The 16,406-nt window shown below is 69.4% G+C and carries 14 protein-coding genes, 1 tRNA gene and 1 pseudogene; 13 read left to right on the top strand and 3 right to left on the bottom strand.

The window, feature by feature from the left end; all coding sequences use genetic code 11:
• Positions 1 to 112: 112 nt before the first annotated feature.
• On the bottom strand, positions 113 to 403 hold the full coding sequence (locus ACFWBB_RS02260; protein ID WP_385265757.1) for a hypothetical protein: 291 nt from the start codon (positions 401 to 403) through the stop codon (positions 113 to 115).
• Between the two features lie 295 nt (positions 404 to 698).
• Here ACFWBB_RS02260 and ACFWBB_RS02255 point away from each other — a divergent pair, with 295 nt between their 5' ends.
• The 4 genes and pseudogenes from ACFWBB_RS02255 (at position 699) to ACFWBB_RS02240 (ending at position 4,152) form a co-directional block, all read left to right on the top strand.
• On the top strand, positions 699 to 1,028 hold the full coding sequence (locus ACFWBB_RS02255; protein WP_385265755.1) for a hypothetical protein: 330 nt from the start codon (positions 699 to 701) through the stop codon (positions 1,026 to 1,028).
• Between the two features lie 816 nt (positions 1,029 to 1,844).
• Positions 1,845 to 2,564: pseudogene (gene repSA / locus ACFWBB_RS02250) on the top strand (replication initiator protein RepSA); the annotation flags it as partial.
• Positions 2,561 to 2,758 carry an AlpA family transcriptional regulator gene (locus ACFWBB_RS02245; RefSeq protein ID WP_257564444.1) on the top strand — a complete coding sequence of 66 codons (198 nt, stop codon included), beginning with the start codon at positions 2,561 to 2,563 and terminating at the stop codon, positions 2,756 to 2,758. The pseudogene repSA and the gene ACFWBB_RS02245, both read left to right, overlap by 4 nt.
• Positions 2,758 to 4,152: a tyrosine-type recombinase/integrase gene (locus tag ACFWBB_RS02240; RefSeq protein ID WP_385265751.1), complete on the top strand. Its 1,395-nt coding sequence runs from the start codon at positions 2,758 to 2,760 to the stop codon at positions 4,150 to 4,152. The genes ACFWBB_RS02245 and ACFWBB_RS02240 overlap by 1 nt, the downstream gene beginning before the upstream one ends.
• Positions 4,153 to 4,332: 180 nt before the next feature.
• Here the strand turns inward: ACFWBB_RS02240 and ACFWBB_RS02235 are convergent.
• Positions 4,333 to 4,405: transfer RNA gene (locus ACFWBB_RS02235), tRNA-Arg, on the bottom strand.
• Between the two features lie 321 nt (positions 4,406 to 4,726).
• On the opposite strand from ACFWBB_RS02235, the gene ACFWBB_RS02230 reads away from it, so the two are divergent.
• From ACFWBB_RS02230 to ACFWBB_RS02190, 9 genes are all read left to right on the top strand, one after another.
• Positions 4,727 to 6,334 carry a dynamin family protein gene (locus tag ACFWBB_RS02230; protein ID WP_385265748.1) on the top strand — a complete coding sequence of 536 codons (1,608 nt, stop codon included), beginning with the start codon at positions 4,727 to 4,729 and terminating at the stop codon, positions 6,332 to 6,334.
• Positions 6,335 to 6,337: 3 nt separating this feature from the next.
• Positions 6,338 to 8,521: a YfjP family GTPase gene (locus tag ACFWBB_RS02225; protein ID WP_385265746.1), complete on the top strand. Its 2,184-nt coding sequence runs from the start codon at positions 6,338 to 6,340 to the stop codon at positions 8,519 to 8,521.
• 291 nt (positions 8,522 to 8,812) lie between these two features.
• Positions 8,813 to 9,292: a single-stranded DNA-binding protein gene (locus ACFWBB_RS02220; protein WP_385265744.1), complete on the top strand. Its 480-nt coding sequence runs from the start codon at positions 8,813 to 8,815 to the stop codon at positions 9,290 to 9,292.
• A gap of 385 nt (positions 9,293 to 9,677) precedes the next feature.
• Positions 9,678 to 11,096 (top strand): TQXA domain-containing protein, encoded by a 1,419-nt coding sequence (locus ACFWBB_RS02215; protein ID WP_385265742.1) that lies wholly within the window; start codon positions 9,678 to 9,680, stop codon positions 11,094 to 11,096.
• Positions 11,097 to 11,272: 176 nt separating this feature from the next.
• Positions 11,273 to 11,560 (top strand): DUF4190 domain-containing protein, encoded by a 288-nt coding sequence (locus ACFWBB_RS02210; RefSeq protein ID WP_385266034.1) that lies wholly within the window; start codon positions 11,273 to 11,275, stop codon positions 11,558 to 11,560.
• A gap of 575 nt (positions 11,561 to 12,135) precedes the next feature.
• Complete coding sequence (locus tag ACFWBB_RS02205; protein WP_385265739.1) at positions 12,136 to 12,702, top strand: GNAT family N-acetyltransferase; 567 nt, start codon at positions 12,136 to 12,138, stop codon at positions 12,700 to 12,702.
• A 476-nt stretch (positions 12,703 to 13,178) separates the two neighbouring features.
• Entirely contained in the window at positions 13,179 to 14,843 is a 1,665-nt protein-coding gene (gene ettA, locus ACFWBB_RS02200) for an energy-dependent translational throttle protein EttA (RefSeq protein WP_385265736.1), read from the top strand.
• A gap of 6 nt (positions 14,844 to 14,849) precedes the next feature.
• A complete protein-coding gene (locus tag ACFWBB_RS02195) occupies positions 14,850 to 15,272 on the top strand; it encodes an acyl-CoA thioesterase (protein WP_385265733.1) in 423 nt (140 codons plus the stop codon).
• Entirely contained in the window at positions 15,269 to 15,949 is a 681-nt protein-coding gene (locus ACFWBB_RS02190; RefSeq protein ID WP_385265730.1) for a hypothetical protein, read from the top strand. Before ACFWBB_RS02195 ends, ACFWBB_RS02190 begins: the two co-directional genes overlap by 4 nt.
• A gap of 21 nt (positions 15,950 to 15,970) precedes the next feature.
• Here ACFWBB_RS02190 and ACFWBB_RS02185 read toward each other — a convergent pair whose 3' ends face one another.
• The gene (locus ACFWBB_RS02185; protein WP_385265727.1) at positions 15,971 to 16,384 is read right to left on the bottom strand and encodes a globin; all 414 of its coding nucleotides are present in this window, start codon (positions 16,382 to 16,384) and stop codon (positions 15,971 to 15,973) included.
• Between the last annotated feature and the right edge of the window lie 22 nt (positions 16,385 to 16,406).

Raw genomic sequence — 16,406 nt, 5'->3', positions numbered from 1 at the left:
GCTGGTCTGCATTCACCGTGATTCCCCGCTGTTCCCCGCCCGAACTTGCCCGAACTGATGCGGTTGTGGTGGCTGGTATCCCAGCGCAATGGACCAGGGGCTGCCCGGACGCTTAGCCGATGAGCTGGCGGATCGCCGCCACGGCGTTGAACACCGCCGGCAGGACGAAGATGCCCCCCACGCCGATCCACACGCACCCGGCGGTTCGGTGGCCGCGGCTTGGCGGCGGCGGTTGGATCAGCCGATCGCCTGCTCTCATCGTCTCGTTCGGAGCGACCAGGCTGCGCCCGGTGCGGCGTTGCCTCCGCCCCAGCCATATGAAGACGACTGCTGCCATCGCCGTGAAGGTGGCCAGCTGGAGGTGCTCACTCGGTGAATCGGCGCCAGCAAGCGTCACGGCCATGTACAACACAAGACTTCTCCCCCCAGAGGCTCACAGTGGGTGGATCACCTCATGACGGTTCAACCATGTCAAGCGGGTTGGGGCGCTGGTACGTCGCCCTCCGCACGCTTTCCAACTGTGGCGGTGGGCCCGGGAGCCTCGGACGGGGCCGTTCACCTGCGTTCATGGGTGGCTGATCGTCTGGGCGGCTACCGCCGCTGGTCCGGCCTGAACGGCCGTGAACGGCGCTGAATGAGACGGAAACTGAGACGGATGGGCCGGGCTCGCTAGCATCGTCGCTGTCGAAGGGGGAGCCATGGCACTGGTCCGCAAGGGAGCACGTCGGATCGTTGTCGACGGCACGGTCTACCGCTGGCGGTTGCGGGGCAGGCCGACGTACTTCCAGGGGCTGGTCTGGTCGCCGTGCACGTTCGCGGTCGAGCGTGCGGACACCCCAGGCACGACGCTCGTTGTCGCCACCAACGAGCCGCATCCGAGCAACTGGATCGGCCGCGAGGCTGAGCCCGTACTGCCGTCCGGTGTTGCCGCGGCTGTTCGGCTTGCCCTGCATCAGGGTTGGACTCCGACAGCTCCGGGTTCCGCATTCCACCTCGACCAGTCCGCTGGCTTCACGCCCTCACCATGAACGGACCAAGGGAGAACACGGCTGGGGTTTGCCTGTGCCTCGGCCGACGACAGTCAGCCACGATGGCGGGTGCGCCGACCGACCAGGCGCGCGTGTGCCTCGATGCACCCCCACCGGCTAGCAACGCTACTTTGCTCTTTCAGCGCGGTGTTGTACCACAGACGTATGTGCCGCCTGGATACCAAGCTGAGGCACCATCACCGTTTACGGCGCGGACTCGGAAGCACTTGTAAGTGCCGGGTGTAACGTGCCAATTGTCGGCGGTGTCATTCGCGCTCGTCCGGCGATACGAAATGCCGTCGGTGATCTCGAACCCGGTTTCATTGCTTGAGTTGTCTCGCCACGTTAGAAGGAATGTGTTGTTAGCCGTGGCTGCAACTCGCAGACCAGACGGAGCGGTTGGGGTGCTCCTGGCGCTGGCGATCCCCGTTGGGAGCATGCAGGCGCATAGCACTCCGACTGCTGCCGCCGCGCTGTAGGTGCGGATTTTTCTTGATCCACGCATCTTTTTCACCTCGGAGTGGGGTTTTGGGCGGAGGACTCCGCAGAAGCGGCGGGCGTCTTTTGGCCCCCGCTGGTGAAGGTTCACGCTGTCTGCCGGAACAGTCGCGGCATATCAGCGGACATTTCCATGTAAGCAGGTGGGTGTTGATCGTGCACCTTAAGCTCAGTCGCTTCGTTGGCCGTTAGGCGGCTGGCTGCTGTGAGCGCGGTACGGGCGCCGGCCGGGCTGGAGCGGGGCGGAGACAGGAGCGCAGGCCCGGCCGGGGGCCGGGCCGCGCGCGGGGAGCGGAGCGAGCCGCCTCGATGAAGGAGTGCGGGGCTCTGCACTTCCACGCCGTCGTACGCCTCGACGGCCCCGAAGGACCCGGCACACCGCCGCCCGCCTGGGCCACGGTCGACGTGCTCACCGACGCGCTCCGGGCCGCCGCCGCGCACTCGTACACGTCCGTCTCGGTTCCGGCCGCCGACGATCAGCCGGCCCGGACGTTCCGATGGGGCCGACAGCTCGACGTCCGCCCGGTCAAGGCCTTCGGGGACGGCTCCGACATCACCGAACAGGCTGTCGCCTCCTACGTCGCCAAATACGCCACCAAAGCCGCCGAGAACACCGGCACCCTGGACCGCCGCATCGGCGAACTCTCCGAACTCGACCGCCACGGCGTCCCTGACCACACCCGGCGGCTCATCACCGCGTGCCGCGACCTCGACGCCCTGTACCCGGACCGACGCCTCTGGGCCTGGGCGCACATGCTCGGCTTCCGCGGGCACTTCTCGTCCAAGTCGCGCACCTACTCCACCACCCTCGGCGCCCTCCGTCAGGAACGCGCCGACTTCCGCGCCGCTCAAGAGGCGTCCGCCTTCGGCCTCGACGACCGCGAACCGGACACCGTCCTCGTCCTGACCGACTGGCAGTACGCCGGCCACGGCCACACCCCGGGTGAAGCCGTCCTCGCCGCGACCATCGCGCGCGACCTGCACACCAACCGCGAGACAGCCCGCGAGGCCCTCCGGAGCGAAGGGGACACGGAATGACCACGGCCGTCCGATCCCGCACCATGCTGACCCTCGCGGAGGTCTGCGAGGAACTGGGCGTCTCGCGCTCGACCTTCTACGACTGGCGGGCGAAACGACGTGCGCCGCGTTGCATCAAGCTCCCGAACGGCGACCTCCGGATCCGGCGGAGCGATCTCGACCACTGGCTCGACGACCGTGAGGACGCCGCCTGATGGAGACCACGTACGACGTGAAGGTCTACAAGATCCTCACTTACAACGGTGCTCGGAAGACCACATACGCCGTGCGCTGGGCGGTCGCGGGCAAGCGCTGGCGTGAACCCTTCGGCACCGTCGCACTCGCTGAGGGTTTCCGCTCCGAACTGATCCGGGCCATGGGGAAGGGTGAGGCTTTCGTCATCGCGACCGGGCTGCCGGTGTCGCACCGCTCGAAGTCGGCATCGATGACCTGGTACGCGTTCGCCGTCGGATACGTGGACGCACGCTGGGGGGAACTTGGCGGCAACAGCCGTAAGAACACCGCGAAGACGTTGACGGCGGTCACCATCGCGCTGCTGCGTGCCCAACCGACCCAGTTCGCCCCAGTGGACGTGCGGACCGCGCTGCGGGAATGGGCGTTCAACGCCACCCGCCGTGCTGAGGCCCCGCGAGACGTGGTGACCATCCTCAGGTGGGTGGAGCGCCACTCTCTGCCGGTCTCGGCCTGGGAGGAGGCTGAGAGGGTTGACGCGGTCCTCCGAGCGGTCGACACGCGCCTCGACGGCAAGCAGGCGGCGGCCTGGTCCCGGAAGCGCCACCGCCGGATCCTCAACGTCGTCATGAAGCACGCGATCCGGCGGCGCGTCCTGCGGACCAATCCACTCCCCAAGGGGAAGGAGACGACGGCTGTCACCAAGACCAGCAACGCCGTGGACAAGCGCTCCTTGATGAACGCGGACCAGGCGGCGGCGCTCCTCGGCTGGATCCGGCGCCGGCCACGCGGGGGAACCCGGCTGCACGCGTTCTTCGCCACGCTGTACTACTGCGCTCTGCGACCCGAGGAAGCCGTAGCCATGCGAGTGCAGGACGTGACGCTTCCCGGCCCCGACACCCGGGATCAGTGGTGTGAGCTGTTGATCCACACGGCGACGCCGGAGGTCGGCAAGCAGTGGACCGACACCGGGCAGATCCACGAGGAGCGCGATCTGAAGGGCCGTGCCGAGGGCGAGACGCGCACCGTGCCGGGGCATCCCGCCCTGACGCGCATCCTGCGGCAGCACATCGAGGACGAACAGCTCAAGCCGGGGGATCTGCTGTTCCAGGGGGAGACGGGCGGCATTCTCGCGGGTTCGGTCATCCGCCGGGCGTGGCGCAGCGCGCGTGAAGCCGTCCTGCCCCCGCACGTCTTCGAGTCGCCCACAGGGAAGCGGGTGTACGACAACCGGCACACGCGCCTCACGAAGTGGCTCAACGATGGAATTCCACCCGCCCAGGTGGCCGAGTGGGCCGGGAACAGCGTGCCGGTGCTGCTGGCCACCTACGCGCGGTGTGTCGAAGGGCAGCTGCCTGACTTGAAAAAGCGCCTGGAGGCCGCCGGGGATCTTCCCGAGTCGACCGACGGAGACTGAAGGTCTCTCGCCGAGAATTTCGACACGTATTCGACAGGGCCACCCGCGAAAACCCGGTGACAGCCGGACAGCCCCGGAGCCTCCCCATGATCGTCGGGGGAGTGTCCGGGGCTTCGGCGTGTCGCGTGAAACGTGCTCTGAGCAGCAAAAATGCCCTCCCGGAGGGAGGGCGGAGACTTGCGCCCCCGGCAGGACTCGAACCTGCGGCCAAGCGCTTAGAAGGCGCCTGCTCTATCCACTGAGCTACGGGGGCCGGGTGTGGTGGCCTCGTACGTGCTGCCCTGGTGTGGGCGGATCCGTCACGCTGCCGGGGACAAGGATAGGGCTCCCGGTTCCTTGTCCCGGTTGCTTCACCTCCGTGGCTCAATGTGGAGGTTCAGTGAAGCGGTCCTGATAATCGCAGGCAGGTGCGAATCGTGCATCGCTTTTGGCGTCCGAGGCTACGGGTGTTGTGCACTCGTTATGCCTGCGCTGTGCCTCTGTCCCAGTCGCACCTTCCGTCCCTTGTGTCCTATCGGCGCGCAGACATGCCTATATGCTTCATAAATCCCCTAAAATTGGGCATTCTTCGCATGTGGTGACCTTGGACGTACGGCCTCAGCTGCTCGACGCACTTTCCGCCCTGCGCGACCGTGTCGCCGCTGCACGCTTCCCGCTTCCCCTGGCGGGGGCCCCACGCGCGCGTGCCAATCGCGACGAACTGCTCGCCCAGCTAGACGACTACTTGGTGCCCCGGCTCAGGCAGCCCGAAGCGCCGCTGCTGGTCGTCGTGGGCGGGTCCACCGGCGCGGGCAAGTCGACCCTCGTCAACTCGCTGGTGGGCCAGCGCGTCAGCGAGGCGGGCGTGTTGCGGCCGACTACACGGACCCCGGTGCTCGTATGCCATCCGGAGGACCATCACTGGTTCAGCGGCATGCGGGTGCTGCCGCGCCTCACGCGCGTGTGGGCGCCCCGCCAGGAGTCCGCGGACGACCTGTTGCTGCCCGGGGAGGACGGCGGAAACGTGCTGCGGATCGAGACCGCCGATACCCTCCCGCCGGGCCTCGCCCTGCTCGACGCGCCCGACATCGACTCCCTGGTGGCCGAGAACCGCGTGCTCGCCGCCGAACTGATCTGCGCCGCCGACATCTGGGTGATGGTCACGACCGCCGCCCGTTACGCCGACGCCGTGCCCTGGCACCTGCTCCGCACCGCCAAGGAGTACGACGCCATGCTCGTGACCGTCCTCGACCGCGTGCCCCACCAGGTCGTCGGCGAGGTGTCCCGGCAGTACGGCGCGCTGCTCACCAAGGCCGGGCTGGGCGACGTACCGCGCTTCACGGTGCCCGAACTGCCCGAGTCCGCCTGGGGCGGCGGGCTCCTTCCGGCGACCGCCGTGGCGCCGCTGCGGTCCTGGCTCGTCCACCATGTCCAGGATGCCCATTTTCGCCGTCACGCGCTGGCCCGCACGGCCCAGGGCGTTCTGGCCTCTCTCAAGGCCCGGATGCCCGAACTGGCAGGTGCCGCAGCCTCGCAGTACGCGGCGGCGCTGCGCCTCACCTCGGCCGTCGACGGGGCGTACGACACCGAGTACACGCGCGTGCGGGGCCGTTTGCAGAGCGGGGCCGTGCTCGCCGGGGACGCGCTCAAGCGCTGGCGGGCCTTCCCGCTGGACTGCACCGCCGGTGAACTCCTCGACGCCCTGATGGAGAGCCTCGGCGCGCTCCTGCTGTGCGCCGTCACCGCCGCCGACGAGCGCGTCGACGAGGCCTGGCGGCGTGAACCGGCGGCGGACGCACCCGAGCTGACGGGCCAGGACGCGTCGCCGGACAGCGCCGAGCACCGGATCGGCCTGGCCGTACGACGGTGGCGGCGCGAGGTCGAGGAGTACGCCGAGGACGAGGTGCGCGGCCTCGAACGCGGTGTCGCGCCCGATCCGGAGTCGGTCGCCGCCCTCGTCGCCACCGCCCTGCTGGGCGGCCGCAGGGCGCGTTCGGCCGGCGAGGGGCTCGCCGAACGGATCGGTGCGCACGGGGCGCTGCGACTGCGCGACCGTGCCGGACGGCTGCTCACCGAGTACCTCGACCGCGTGATGCAGGCCGAACGCGAGCGCCGCCTCGCCCCCCTCGACGCACTCGAAGTCCACCCCGAACCCCAGGCCGAACTCATCGCCGCGCTGTCCGTACTTCAGAAGGAGAGGTGACCGGTGACCGCCGTCACTGACCAGGACCACACGGACAACGACTACACGGACAACGACTACACGGACAACGACCACATCGACAAGGACGAGTCCGACAACGGCCGCAGGGGCCAGGACTACGCGGACAGGGACCACGCGGACAGGGACCACGCGGGCGACGGCCACACGGGTGACGCTCGCGTGGACAACGGCCACGCGGGCAGCGATCAGTACGGCACCAGGGACACGGAGCAGGCGGACAGCGGCAGCCAGGGAAGGGCGGAGATCCCGGAAGTCGGGAAGTGGACGCAGAACCGTGCGCACGCGAATGACGGCGGTGCGGCGACGGAGCCCGCGCGGGAACCCGAGGCACAAGAGGCTGCCTTCCACGCGCGCGTACCCGACGGCGACGGGGCCGACTCCTCCCGTACGGACTCCGTCGGGGTCTGGGACGACGGTCTCATCGCCCGCCGCGTGAACGAGGCCTCCGCCGCCGAGCAGGCCGCCGTCATGGATACCCGCGGCGGTGGCGGTGGCGGTGGCGGAAGCGGTGGTGGAGGCGGAGGCGGTGGTGGAGGCGGAGGCGGTGGGGGCTGCACACTGCCCTCGCCCCCGCTGTCGTACGACGCGCCCCTGCGGTCCCGGCTCGACGCGCTGCGTGAACTCGTGGGGCTCTCCCGCACCAGGCTCGACAGCCGGACGCTCGCCGAGGCCGGCCGGGTGCTCGACGAGGCGGCGGCCCGGCGCAGGCTCTCCGGTCAGCACACGGTTGTCGCCATCGCGGGCGCCACCGGGAGTGGCAAGTCGCAGCTGTTCAACGCCCTCGCGGGAGTGGCCATCTCGGAGACCGGCGTGCGCCGCCCGACCACTTCGGCGCCCATCGCGTGCAGCTGGAGCGACGGCGCGGCGACCCTCATCGACCGGATCGGCATCCCGGGCCGGCTGCGCAGGCGACCGGTGCAGAGTCAGGACGCGGAGGCGCAGTTGCGCGGGCTCGTCCTGATCGACCTGCCCGACCATGATTCGGCGGCCGTGCGGCACCGCGAGCAGGTCGACCGTGTCCTGGCGCTCGTCGACGCCGTCATCTGGGTCGTCGACCCCGAGAAGTACGCCGATGCCGTCCTCCATGAGCGCTATCTGCGACCCATGGCGGGCCACGCGGAGGTCATGTTCATCGTCCTCAACCAGGTCGACCGGCTGCCCGGCGAGGCAGCCGAGCTGGTTCTCGACGATCTGCGACGCCTGCTCGACGAGGACGGCGTCGCCCTCGGCGAGTATGGCGAACCGGGCGCGACCGTGCTCGCCCTGTCCGCGCTCACCGGTGACGGCATCGGCGAACTGCGCGAGTTGCTCGGCCAGTTCGTCGCGGAACGCGGCGCCGCGGCACGACGGATCTCCGCCGATGTGGACGCGGCGGCGTGGCGGCTGCGGCCCGTCTACGCCACCGGGCGGCGCACCGGGCTCAGTGAGGAGGCACGGGACGAGTTCGCCGACTGCCTGGCGGACGCCGTGGGTGCCACCGCCGCGGGCGAGGCCGCCGAACGGGCCTGGCTGCGCAACGCGGGCAGGGCGTGCGGGACGCCATGGCTGCGGTTGTGGCGGTGGAGTCAGGACCGCCCGGACACTCCCACCGGCCGGCTGCCGGTCCGGGCCCAGCCCGACGAGGAGACCACGGCACGGCAACGCGTCGAACAGGCGGTGCGCACGGTGTCCGAGCGGGCCTCGGCGGGATTGCCCTCGCCGTGGGCGCAGGCCGTGCGGGAGGCGGCCGTACGCGGTTCCCAGGGGCTGCCCGAGGCGCTGGACGACCTGGCGACCCGGGCCGGGCTGCCGCCGGGGAGGCCGCCCCGGCCGGGCTGGTGGCCGGTGGCCGTGCTGGCGCAGGCGTGCATGACGCTCCTCCAGGTCGTCGGGGGGCTGTGGCTGGTCGGACAAATCGTCGGCGTCATGGCGCCGAACATCGGGGTTCCGGTGCTGCTGATGGTGACGGGCATCATCGGCGGCCCGCTCGTGGAGTGGAGCTGCCGGCTGGCGGCACGCGGACCGGCCCGGCGATACGGCCAGGACGCGGAGCGCCGGCTGCGGGAGGCGGCGGCCGGCTGCGGCCGGGCCCGTGTGCTGGATCCCGTCGCCGCGGAGCTGCTGCGGTACCGGGAGGTCCGTGAGCAGTACGGACGGGTCATGGGGGTGGAGGCCGCCGCGAGGTGAGCAGTGATCCGCGGGGAGTGATCCACGGGGAGTGATCCACGGGCTTGGGGGCCGTGGATCACTCGTCCGGGTGGTGGGGTTTTCCACAGATGGGTGGTGATCCACAGCGCTCGGCGGGCCTGGTCCGACGGAGGCAGTCTGGCTTCGCGGCGATCGCGACGGACGTGGTCGCAGCGAAGGCGGTGACGGTACGCGGTGAACGGGCCGCGGCCGTCACGGCGGACGCAGCCGTACGGGACGGGCCCGTACGTGTATCCGGGCGGCGCGACCGTCCGGCGAGGAGGGTTCGCGATGAACGAGACGATGGTCTGCGCGGTCGGCAACGTGGCGACGCAGCCGGTCTACCGGGACCTGACGGCGGGCGCGTCGGCGAGGTTCCGGCTGGCGGTGACCTCGCGCTACTGGGACCGCGAGAAGGGCACCTGGACCGACGGGCACACCAACTTCTTCACGGTGTGGGCCAACCGGCAACTGGCCACCAACGCGATGGCCTCGCTGAACGTCGGGGATCCGGTGATGGTCCAGGGCAGGCTGCGGGTGCGCACGGATCAGCGCGAGGGGCAGAGCCGGACGTCGGCGGACATCGACGCCGTGGCGATCGGCCACGACATCTCACGGGGCACCTCCGCCTTCCGGCGGTCGGGCCGCCCCGAGCCGACGGGCGCCGGCGCACCGGCGCGGCCCGAGCCCAACTGGGAGACGCCGGCCGCGGATGCCGCCGAACCGGAGCCCGAGACCCCACAGCGGCGCGAACCGGTGGCGGTGACATGAGCTGAGGGGCAGGACGGGTGGTGCGGCCCGGTGTGGGCGACGCGGTGCGGAGCGCGCGGTGCGGAGCGCGGGATGCCGACGGCGCGATGCGAGGTCGGGCGACGAACTGGTGACGGACTGTCAGCACTCGCTCCGGGCCGACACCGACCGAACTGCGGCTTATCGGGGCTTACGCTCCGAACGACTAAGTTGATTTGTCGATACGTTCGAGCGCTGGACGATCTTGGGGATAACGATTCCGAGTCGGATCGGCGATCCGATGAGATGACCCGTAAGCGTGGTGCGCGACATCTCTAGGATGCCGGACGTGGCTCACGGGGCTTCTGATTCTGCTGGTGGGACCCGTACCCCCCACATCAACGGGTCTCGCTCGAAGGGGAATTGTGTGATTTCTTCGTTCTCCGCGCCGTTCGCGCGCGGGCGAGGGGCGGTCCGTCTCGCCGCGGCGACGTTGGTGTCCGGCCTGGTCGCCGCCGGGGTGCTCGTCGGCGCGGGCACGGCCGCCGCCGCCGAGGTGACACAGAGTCAGGGCGGAGCCACCGCGACGATAGGCGGCCTCAAGACCTATGGTGCCGCCGTGATCCACGCCGACGGCGGCGACCAGGAGGTCTCGGCCGGCCTGTTCGAGATGTCCGTCGAGGGCGGCGGCACCCTGCAGACCTACTGCGTCGACCTCTACAACCCCACACAGAAGGACGCCAAGTACCAGGAGACACCCTGGAGCGGCACCTCGCTGGGCGCCAACCCGGACGCGGGCCGCATCCGTTGGATCCTTCAGAACTCCTACCCGCAGGTCAACAATCTCGCCTCGCTCGCGGACAAGGCCGGCATCGACAGCGGTCTCACCGAACAGGACGCGGCCACCGGCACCCAGGTGGCCATCTGGCGCTGGTCGGACGGCGCGGACGTCGACGCCGTCGACCCGCAGGCCGAGCGGCTCGCGGACTACCTCCAGAAGGCCGCCCGCGTCGTGACGGAGCCCAAGGCGTCGCTCACACTCGAAGCGCCCGCCGTCTCCGGCCACCCCGGCGAACTGCTCGGCCCGGTGACCGTGCGCACCAACGCGAGCGACGCGACGGTCACGCCTCCGCTGGACGCCGCCACCAGCGGCGTACGGATCGTCGGCAAGGACGGCAAGGTGGTCACATCGGTGACGGACGGCACCCAGCTGTTCTTCGACGTGCCCGCCGACTCGGTCGACGGCTCGGCCGAACTGACCGTCCAGGCCTCGACCACCGTCCCCGTCGGCCGCGCCTTCACCTCGGAGAGCCGCAGTCAGACCCAGATCCTGGCCGGCTCCAGCGAGTCGACGGTGTCGGCGACGGCGAGTGCGACCTGGGCGACGCAGGGCGCCATACCGGCACTGTCCGCGGCGAAGAACTGCGCGAGGACCGGAGTGGACATCACCGCCGCCAACCAGGGCGACCAGGTCTTCACCTTCGAGCTGATGGGCACCGAGTACACCATTCCGGCCGGTGCGTCCCAGACGGTGACGATCCCGCTCCAGGAGGACCAGGCCTACGACTTCACGATCAACGGTCCGCAAGGCGTCGAAAGCCGCTTCACCGGCGTCCTGGACTGCGAGACCCAGGCCGACGAGACCGCCGACCTGACCACCCAGACCCTCAGCGAACCGAGCCCGGCGACCGTGGGCGGAACCTCCACCGCCGACGACACCAACCTAGCCGCGACGGGCGGCACCAGCGCCACCCCGCTCATCGCCGGCACCGCCATCGGCCTGGTGGTCATCGGCGGAGCGGCCCTGGTGCTCGTGGGCCGCAAGGAGAACGAATCACGGCACTGACGCGTCCTGGGCTCGGCCCGGGCCCGTCCCAGCGAAGGCAGAAAGTCGCCTGCTCTGCACGGCATCTGACGGAACGTCGACATAAGAGCGCCTTGATGGGGCACCCGGACACACAAGTCGAAAGTAAGGAGCGCGTGGCCCGTTCGGTCCGTGCAACCGACAACCGGGAGTCTCTTATGGCGAGTTATGGCGGCTCTTCTACCGCGTCCTCCGGATCACGCGCCAACGGCCTCGCGATCGCGAGTCTCTGCTGCGGCATCGTCGGACTGTTCATCCTGAACATCGTCCTGGGGCCGTTGGCCATCATCTTCGGTGCCGTCGCCCGACGTCAGGCAGCGGTTCAGAACGGCGCCGGAATGGCGAAGGCCGGCATCATCCTGGGCGTCGTCGACGTGGTGCTCTGGCTGGTGCTCCTGGCCGTCGCCGCCAGCAACGGCGGATTCAGCTGGTACGTGGGCGGCTGACAGCCGTAGACGCGCAGCTTGGGCGATCTCCCGCCCGAGAGCCGCGGAGTACGCCCCCCGGGCCGGTCATCTGTGAACGGACGCAGGTGACCGGCCCAGGACGAGATGGTGCGCGGCCGGCGCCGGCGGGGTGCCTCCTGGCCATCGACGAGGCCCGGCCGTCGGTCAGGTCCCGGACATGATTCCGGGCCGCCCTCGACAGACCGGGGACGCAACCATTCCCTTCAGAGCTGGAACCATCGGAAGCCGACCACGCGCCTCCGGCCGTGGCCGCAGCCACTGACAACGGACCTGTTGGTGATCGACCGTCCATGGCCGGCGGGAACTGATGAAGCTGGAAACCCGTGCCGGGCTACCAGGGCAGCAGTGCGATCACCGCCGGTCGGCGGTGTCGCGGTCCGGAGCAACTCGGCCACCACGCCGTGTAGACCAGGACTGCTGACTCGGCCCCCGGCGGTGGCCGGAAACGATCGCCGGGTAGGGATGGTCCTGCTGGGCGCGTGGTGGTCAACTAGCTTGTCCGGTCAAGTCAGTGGCACTTGTCCGGTCAAGTCAGTGGCACGGGGGGAGATCCAATGACGGCCGTTTCGCAGCACGTCCCGGAAATCATCGCAACCGAACGTCTGGTCCTGCGGCTGTTCGCACCGGGTGACGTTGATGACCGCTACGCGTACCAGTCCCTGGCGGCGGTCGCGCGCCACCTCTATCGCCCACCGCTCACCCGCGAGGCATGTGCCGAGTCCATCGCCGCGCAGGTCGGCGGGACCAGTTGGAAGGCTGATGGTGATGTCCTCCTGCTGGCCGTGTGCCGGGCGGACGAGCCAGGTGTCGTTGGCGAAGTCGTCCTCACCCTCAGCAGTGCGCACGCCCGGCAGGCCGAGATCGGCTGGATCCTCAACCCGCAGTACGCCGGACATGGCTACGCCACCGAAGCCGCGCGCGCTCTGGTCTCGCTGGCCTTCGACCAGTTGGGAGTCCATCGGGTCTTCGCCCGGCTCGATGTTCTCAACACCGCATCGGTGCGTGTGTGCGAGCGCCTGGGCATGCGCCGCGAGGCGCATCTGGTCGACAACGACCTCGACGGAGACCGTTGGGGCAGCGAGTACATCTACGCGATGCTCGCCCACGAGTGGAAGGACTGAACAGGGATCCAGCTCTGTGCCAGTAACGATCACAGACGGCGACGATCTCGGCGCGCCTCGGGATCTGCGACAGGACCCGGAGACGGACGTCAGGACCCGGAGACGGACGTCAGGACCCGGAGGCGGACGTGATGGACGTCGCTCCCCAGAGCGATTCCCCAGAACCATTTCCTTGATTGCGGACGCACCATGGCCGCGCGCACTGACAACGGAGGGTGCACTCAGTGACGCGTGCATGCCCGGCGGGTCGGGCCGTACCGGGCCGTCCTTGGGCGTACTGGGGTCTCCCCTGGGCCCAGCGACGTCCCCCGGGGCCACTCGACGGCGACCGACACGGACCGATCAGCCGCAGCCGTCTACACCGAAACCCCAGGTCAGGCGCCCCCGGGCATTCGGGTTACCACCCAAGGGTGGCGGTCAGGCAAGATGGGGTGTATCTGCCCACTGCCAGATTTCAAGCTGCCGGACGGTTTCTCTTGGCTGAGTACATCTACACCATGCGCAAGACACGCAAGGCGCACGGCGACAAGGTCATCCTTGACGACGTGACGCTGAGCTTCCTGCCCGGCGCGAAGATCGGTGTGGTCGGGCCGAACGGTGCCGGTAAGTCCACCGTTCTGAAGATCATGGCGGGACTCGAGCACCCCTCCAACGGTGACGCGTTCCTCTCGCCCGGGTACAGCGTCGGGATGCTGCTCCAGGAGCCGCCGCTCGACGAGTCCAAGACCGTGCTGGAGAACGTGCAGGACGGCGCAGCCGAGATCATGGGCAAGCTCAGGCGCTTCAACGAGGTCGCCGAGCTGATGGCGACCGACTACTCCGACGCGCTCCTCGACGAGATGGGCAAGCTCCAGGAGGACCTGGACCACGCCAACGCGTGGGACCTGGACACCCAGCTGGAGCAGGCGATGGACGCCCTGGGCTGCCCGCCCGGCGACTGGCCCGTCACCAACCTCTCGGGTGGTGAGCGCCGCCGCGTCGCGCTGTGCAAGCTGCTGCTCGAGGCCCCCGACCTGCTGCTGCTCGACGAGCCCACCAACCACCTGGACGCCGAGTCCGTGCAGTGGCTGGAGCAGCACCTCGCGAAGTACCCCGGCACCGTCGTCGCCGTCACCCACGACCGGTACTTCCTCGACAACGTCGCCGAGTGGATCCTCGAGCTCGACCGCGGTCGCGCCCACCCCTACGAGGGCAACTACTCCACCTACCTCGAGACCAAGGCGAGCCGCCTCAAGGTCGAGGGGCAGAAGGACGCCAAGCGCGCGAAGCGTCTGAAGGAAGAGCTCGAGTGGGTGCGGTCGAACGCCAAGGGGCGTCAGGCCAAGTCCAAGGCGCGTCTCGCCCGGTACGAGGAGATGGCCGCCGAGGCCGACAAGATGCGGAAGCTGGACTTCGAGGAGATCCAGATCCCGCCGGGCCCGCGCCTGGGCTCCATCGTCGTCGAGGTCAGCAACCTCTCCAAGGCCTTCGGCGAGAAGGTGCTCATCGACGATCTCAGCTTCACGCTGCCGCGTAACGGCATCGTCGGCATCATCGGCCCGAACGGCGCCGGCAAGACCACCCTCTTCAAGATGATCCAGGGGCTCGAAGAGCCCGACTCCGGGTCCATCAAGGTCGGCGACACCGTCAAGATCTCGTACGTCGACCAGAGCCGCGAGAACATCGACCCGAAGAAGTCGCTGTGGGCCGTGGTCTCCGACGAGCTCGACTACATCAACGTCGGGCAGGTGGAGATGCCGTCCCGCGCGTACGTCTCCGCGTTCGGATTCAAGGGCCCCGACCAGCAGAAGCCGGCCGGTGTGCTCTCCGGTGGTGAGCGCAACCGTCTGAACCTGGCGCTCACCCTCAAGCAGGGCGGCAACCTGCTCCTCCTCGACGAGCCGACGAACGACCTCGACGTCGAGACCCTGTCCTCCCTCGAGAACGCGCTGCTGGAGTTCCCGGGTGCGGCCGTGGTCGTCTCCCACGACCGGTGGTTCCTCGACCGAGTGGCCACGCACATCCTCGCCTACGAGGGTGACTCCAAGTGGTTCTGGTTCGAGGGCAACTTCGAGTCGTACGAGAAGAACAAGATCGAGCGGCTGGGCGCGGACGCCGCGCGTCCGCACCGCGCCACCTACAAGAAGCTGACCCGGGGCTGATCGATCTTGCGGCACATCTACCGCTGCCCACTGCGCTGGGCGGACATGGACGCGTACGGCCACGTCAACAACGTGGAATTCCTCCGGTACCTGGAGGAAGCCCGTATCGACTTCCTGTTCCGCCCGGAGAAGGACTTCAAGCAGGGGTCCGTGGTGGCGCGCCACGAGATCGACTACAAACGGCAGCTCGTCCACCGGCACTCGCCGGTCGACATCGAGCTGTGGGTCACCCAGATAAGGGCCGCGTCCTTCACCATCTGCTACGAGGTGAAGGACGGGGACGTGGTGTACGTCCGGGCCTCCACCGTCATCGTGCCGTTCGACTTCGAGGCGCAGCGGCCGCGCCGGATCACCGCCGAGGAACGTGAGTTCCTCGAGGAGTACCGGGACGACGAGAAGGACGCCGACAAGGAGGCCGTCGCCGCATGACGGTGCTCCACCTCGCCGACGAGGGGGAGGCGGCGGACGTCGCGGCCTTCCTCTCCCGGCTGCTCCACTACGACCGTGCAGCGGCCGTGCGGCTCCAGGCGTCCGGCACCGCGCTCGCCGTCTTCGGTCGGCCGCCCTCCTTCGAGGTGCTCGCGATCCGCGCGGTCCGGCTGGCCAAGCCGTACGAGAACGGCCTCGACGTCACGCTGGACGTGACCGTGTCGGCGGGTGAGCTGCTGGAGGCAGTGGACGAGAACGCCGCGACGGCCGCTGTGCCCGCGGCCGTCACCGGGCCGCCGTGGGCCGGTGTACTGCCGCCGCGCGGTGGGTGGCGGCCCGAGGCGGGGCTGCCCGGCGCGGACGCGCTGCGTGCGATGGTCGGCGCCGCGGTCGGCGAATTCCGGTCCCGTACCGAGGAGTTGACGGCCGAGCTGCGGACGCGGGCCGAACTCGACCGGATCGGGCGGGAGATCTGGTCCCGGACGGTCGGGGACACCGGACTGCCCGTGCGGGCCGTGCACGCGGCCCAGTCGCTCGGATTCCTCCGGCCCTCGACGGGTTCGGCGGAGCTGAAACTGCTCTCGCTCGGTGCGTGGCTTCGGCTGCGCACACCGTACGGGTCGATCGCCGTACGGCGGGCGGGGCGGCTGGGGATGCTCGACGTCAGCGTGCGCTGACGCGCGCGTCGTCTTCGGCGCCTACTCCGGGGCGTTCACCATCGAGGCCGCGGCGTACGTCAGGTAGTTCCACAGGGTGTGCTCGTGTTCCTCGGACAGACCGAGTTCGTCGACCGCGACCCGCATGTGCTTCAGCCAGGCGTCGTGCGCGGCCCGGTCCACGACGAAGGGCGCGTGCCGCATGCGCAGTCGGGGGTGGCCGCGGTTCTCGCTGTAGGTCGTCGGACCGCCCCAGTACTGCATGAGGAACAACGCGAAACGCTCCTCGGCCGGACCCAGGTCCTCCTCCGGGTACATGGGCCGCAGGACCGGGTCCCCGGCGACTCCCTCGTAGAAACGGTGCACCAGCCGGCGGAAGGTCTCCTCCCCACCGACCTGCTCGTAGAAGGTCTGCTCCTGAAGCGTGCCGCGCCGAATCTCTTTCACGTCTCCCATGGTCTCAGACCGGGAGACGGAG

Origin of the sequence: Streptomyces sp. NPDC060000 (assembly GCF_042737375.1) — a bacterium.
Taxonomy (GTDB): Bacteria; Actinomycetota; Actinomycetes; order Streptomycetales; family Streptomycetaceae; genus Streptomyces.
Note: the sequence above shows the minus strand (reverse complement) of the source record. Positions and strands in the feature narration are given on the sequence as shown.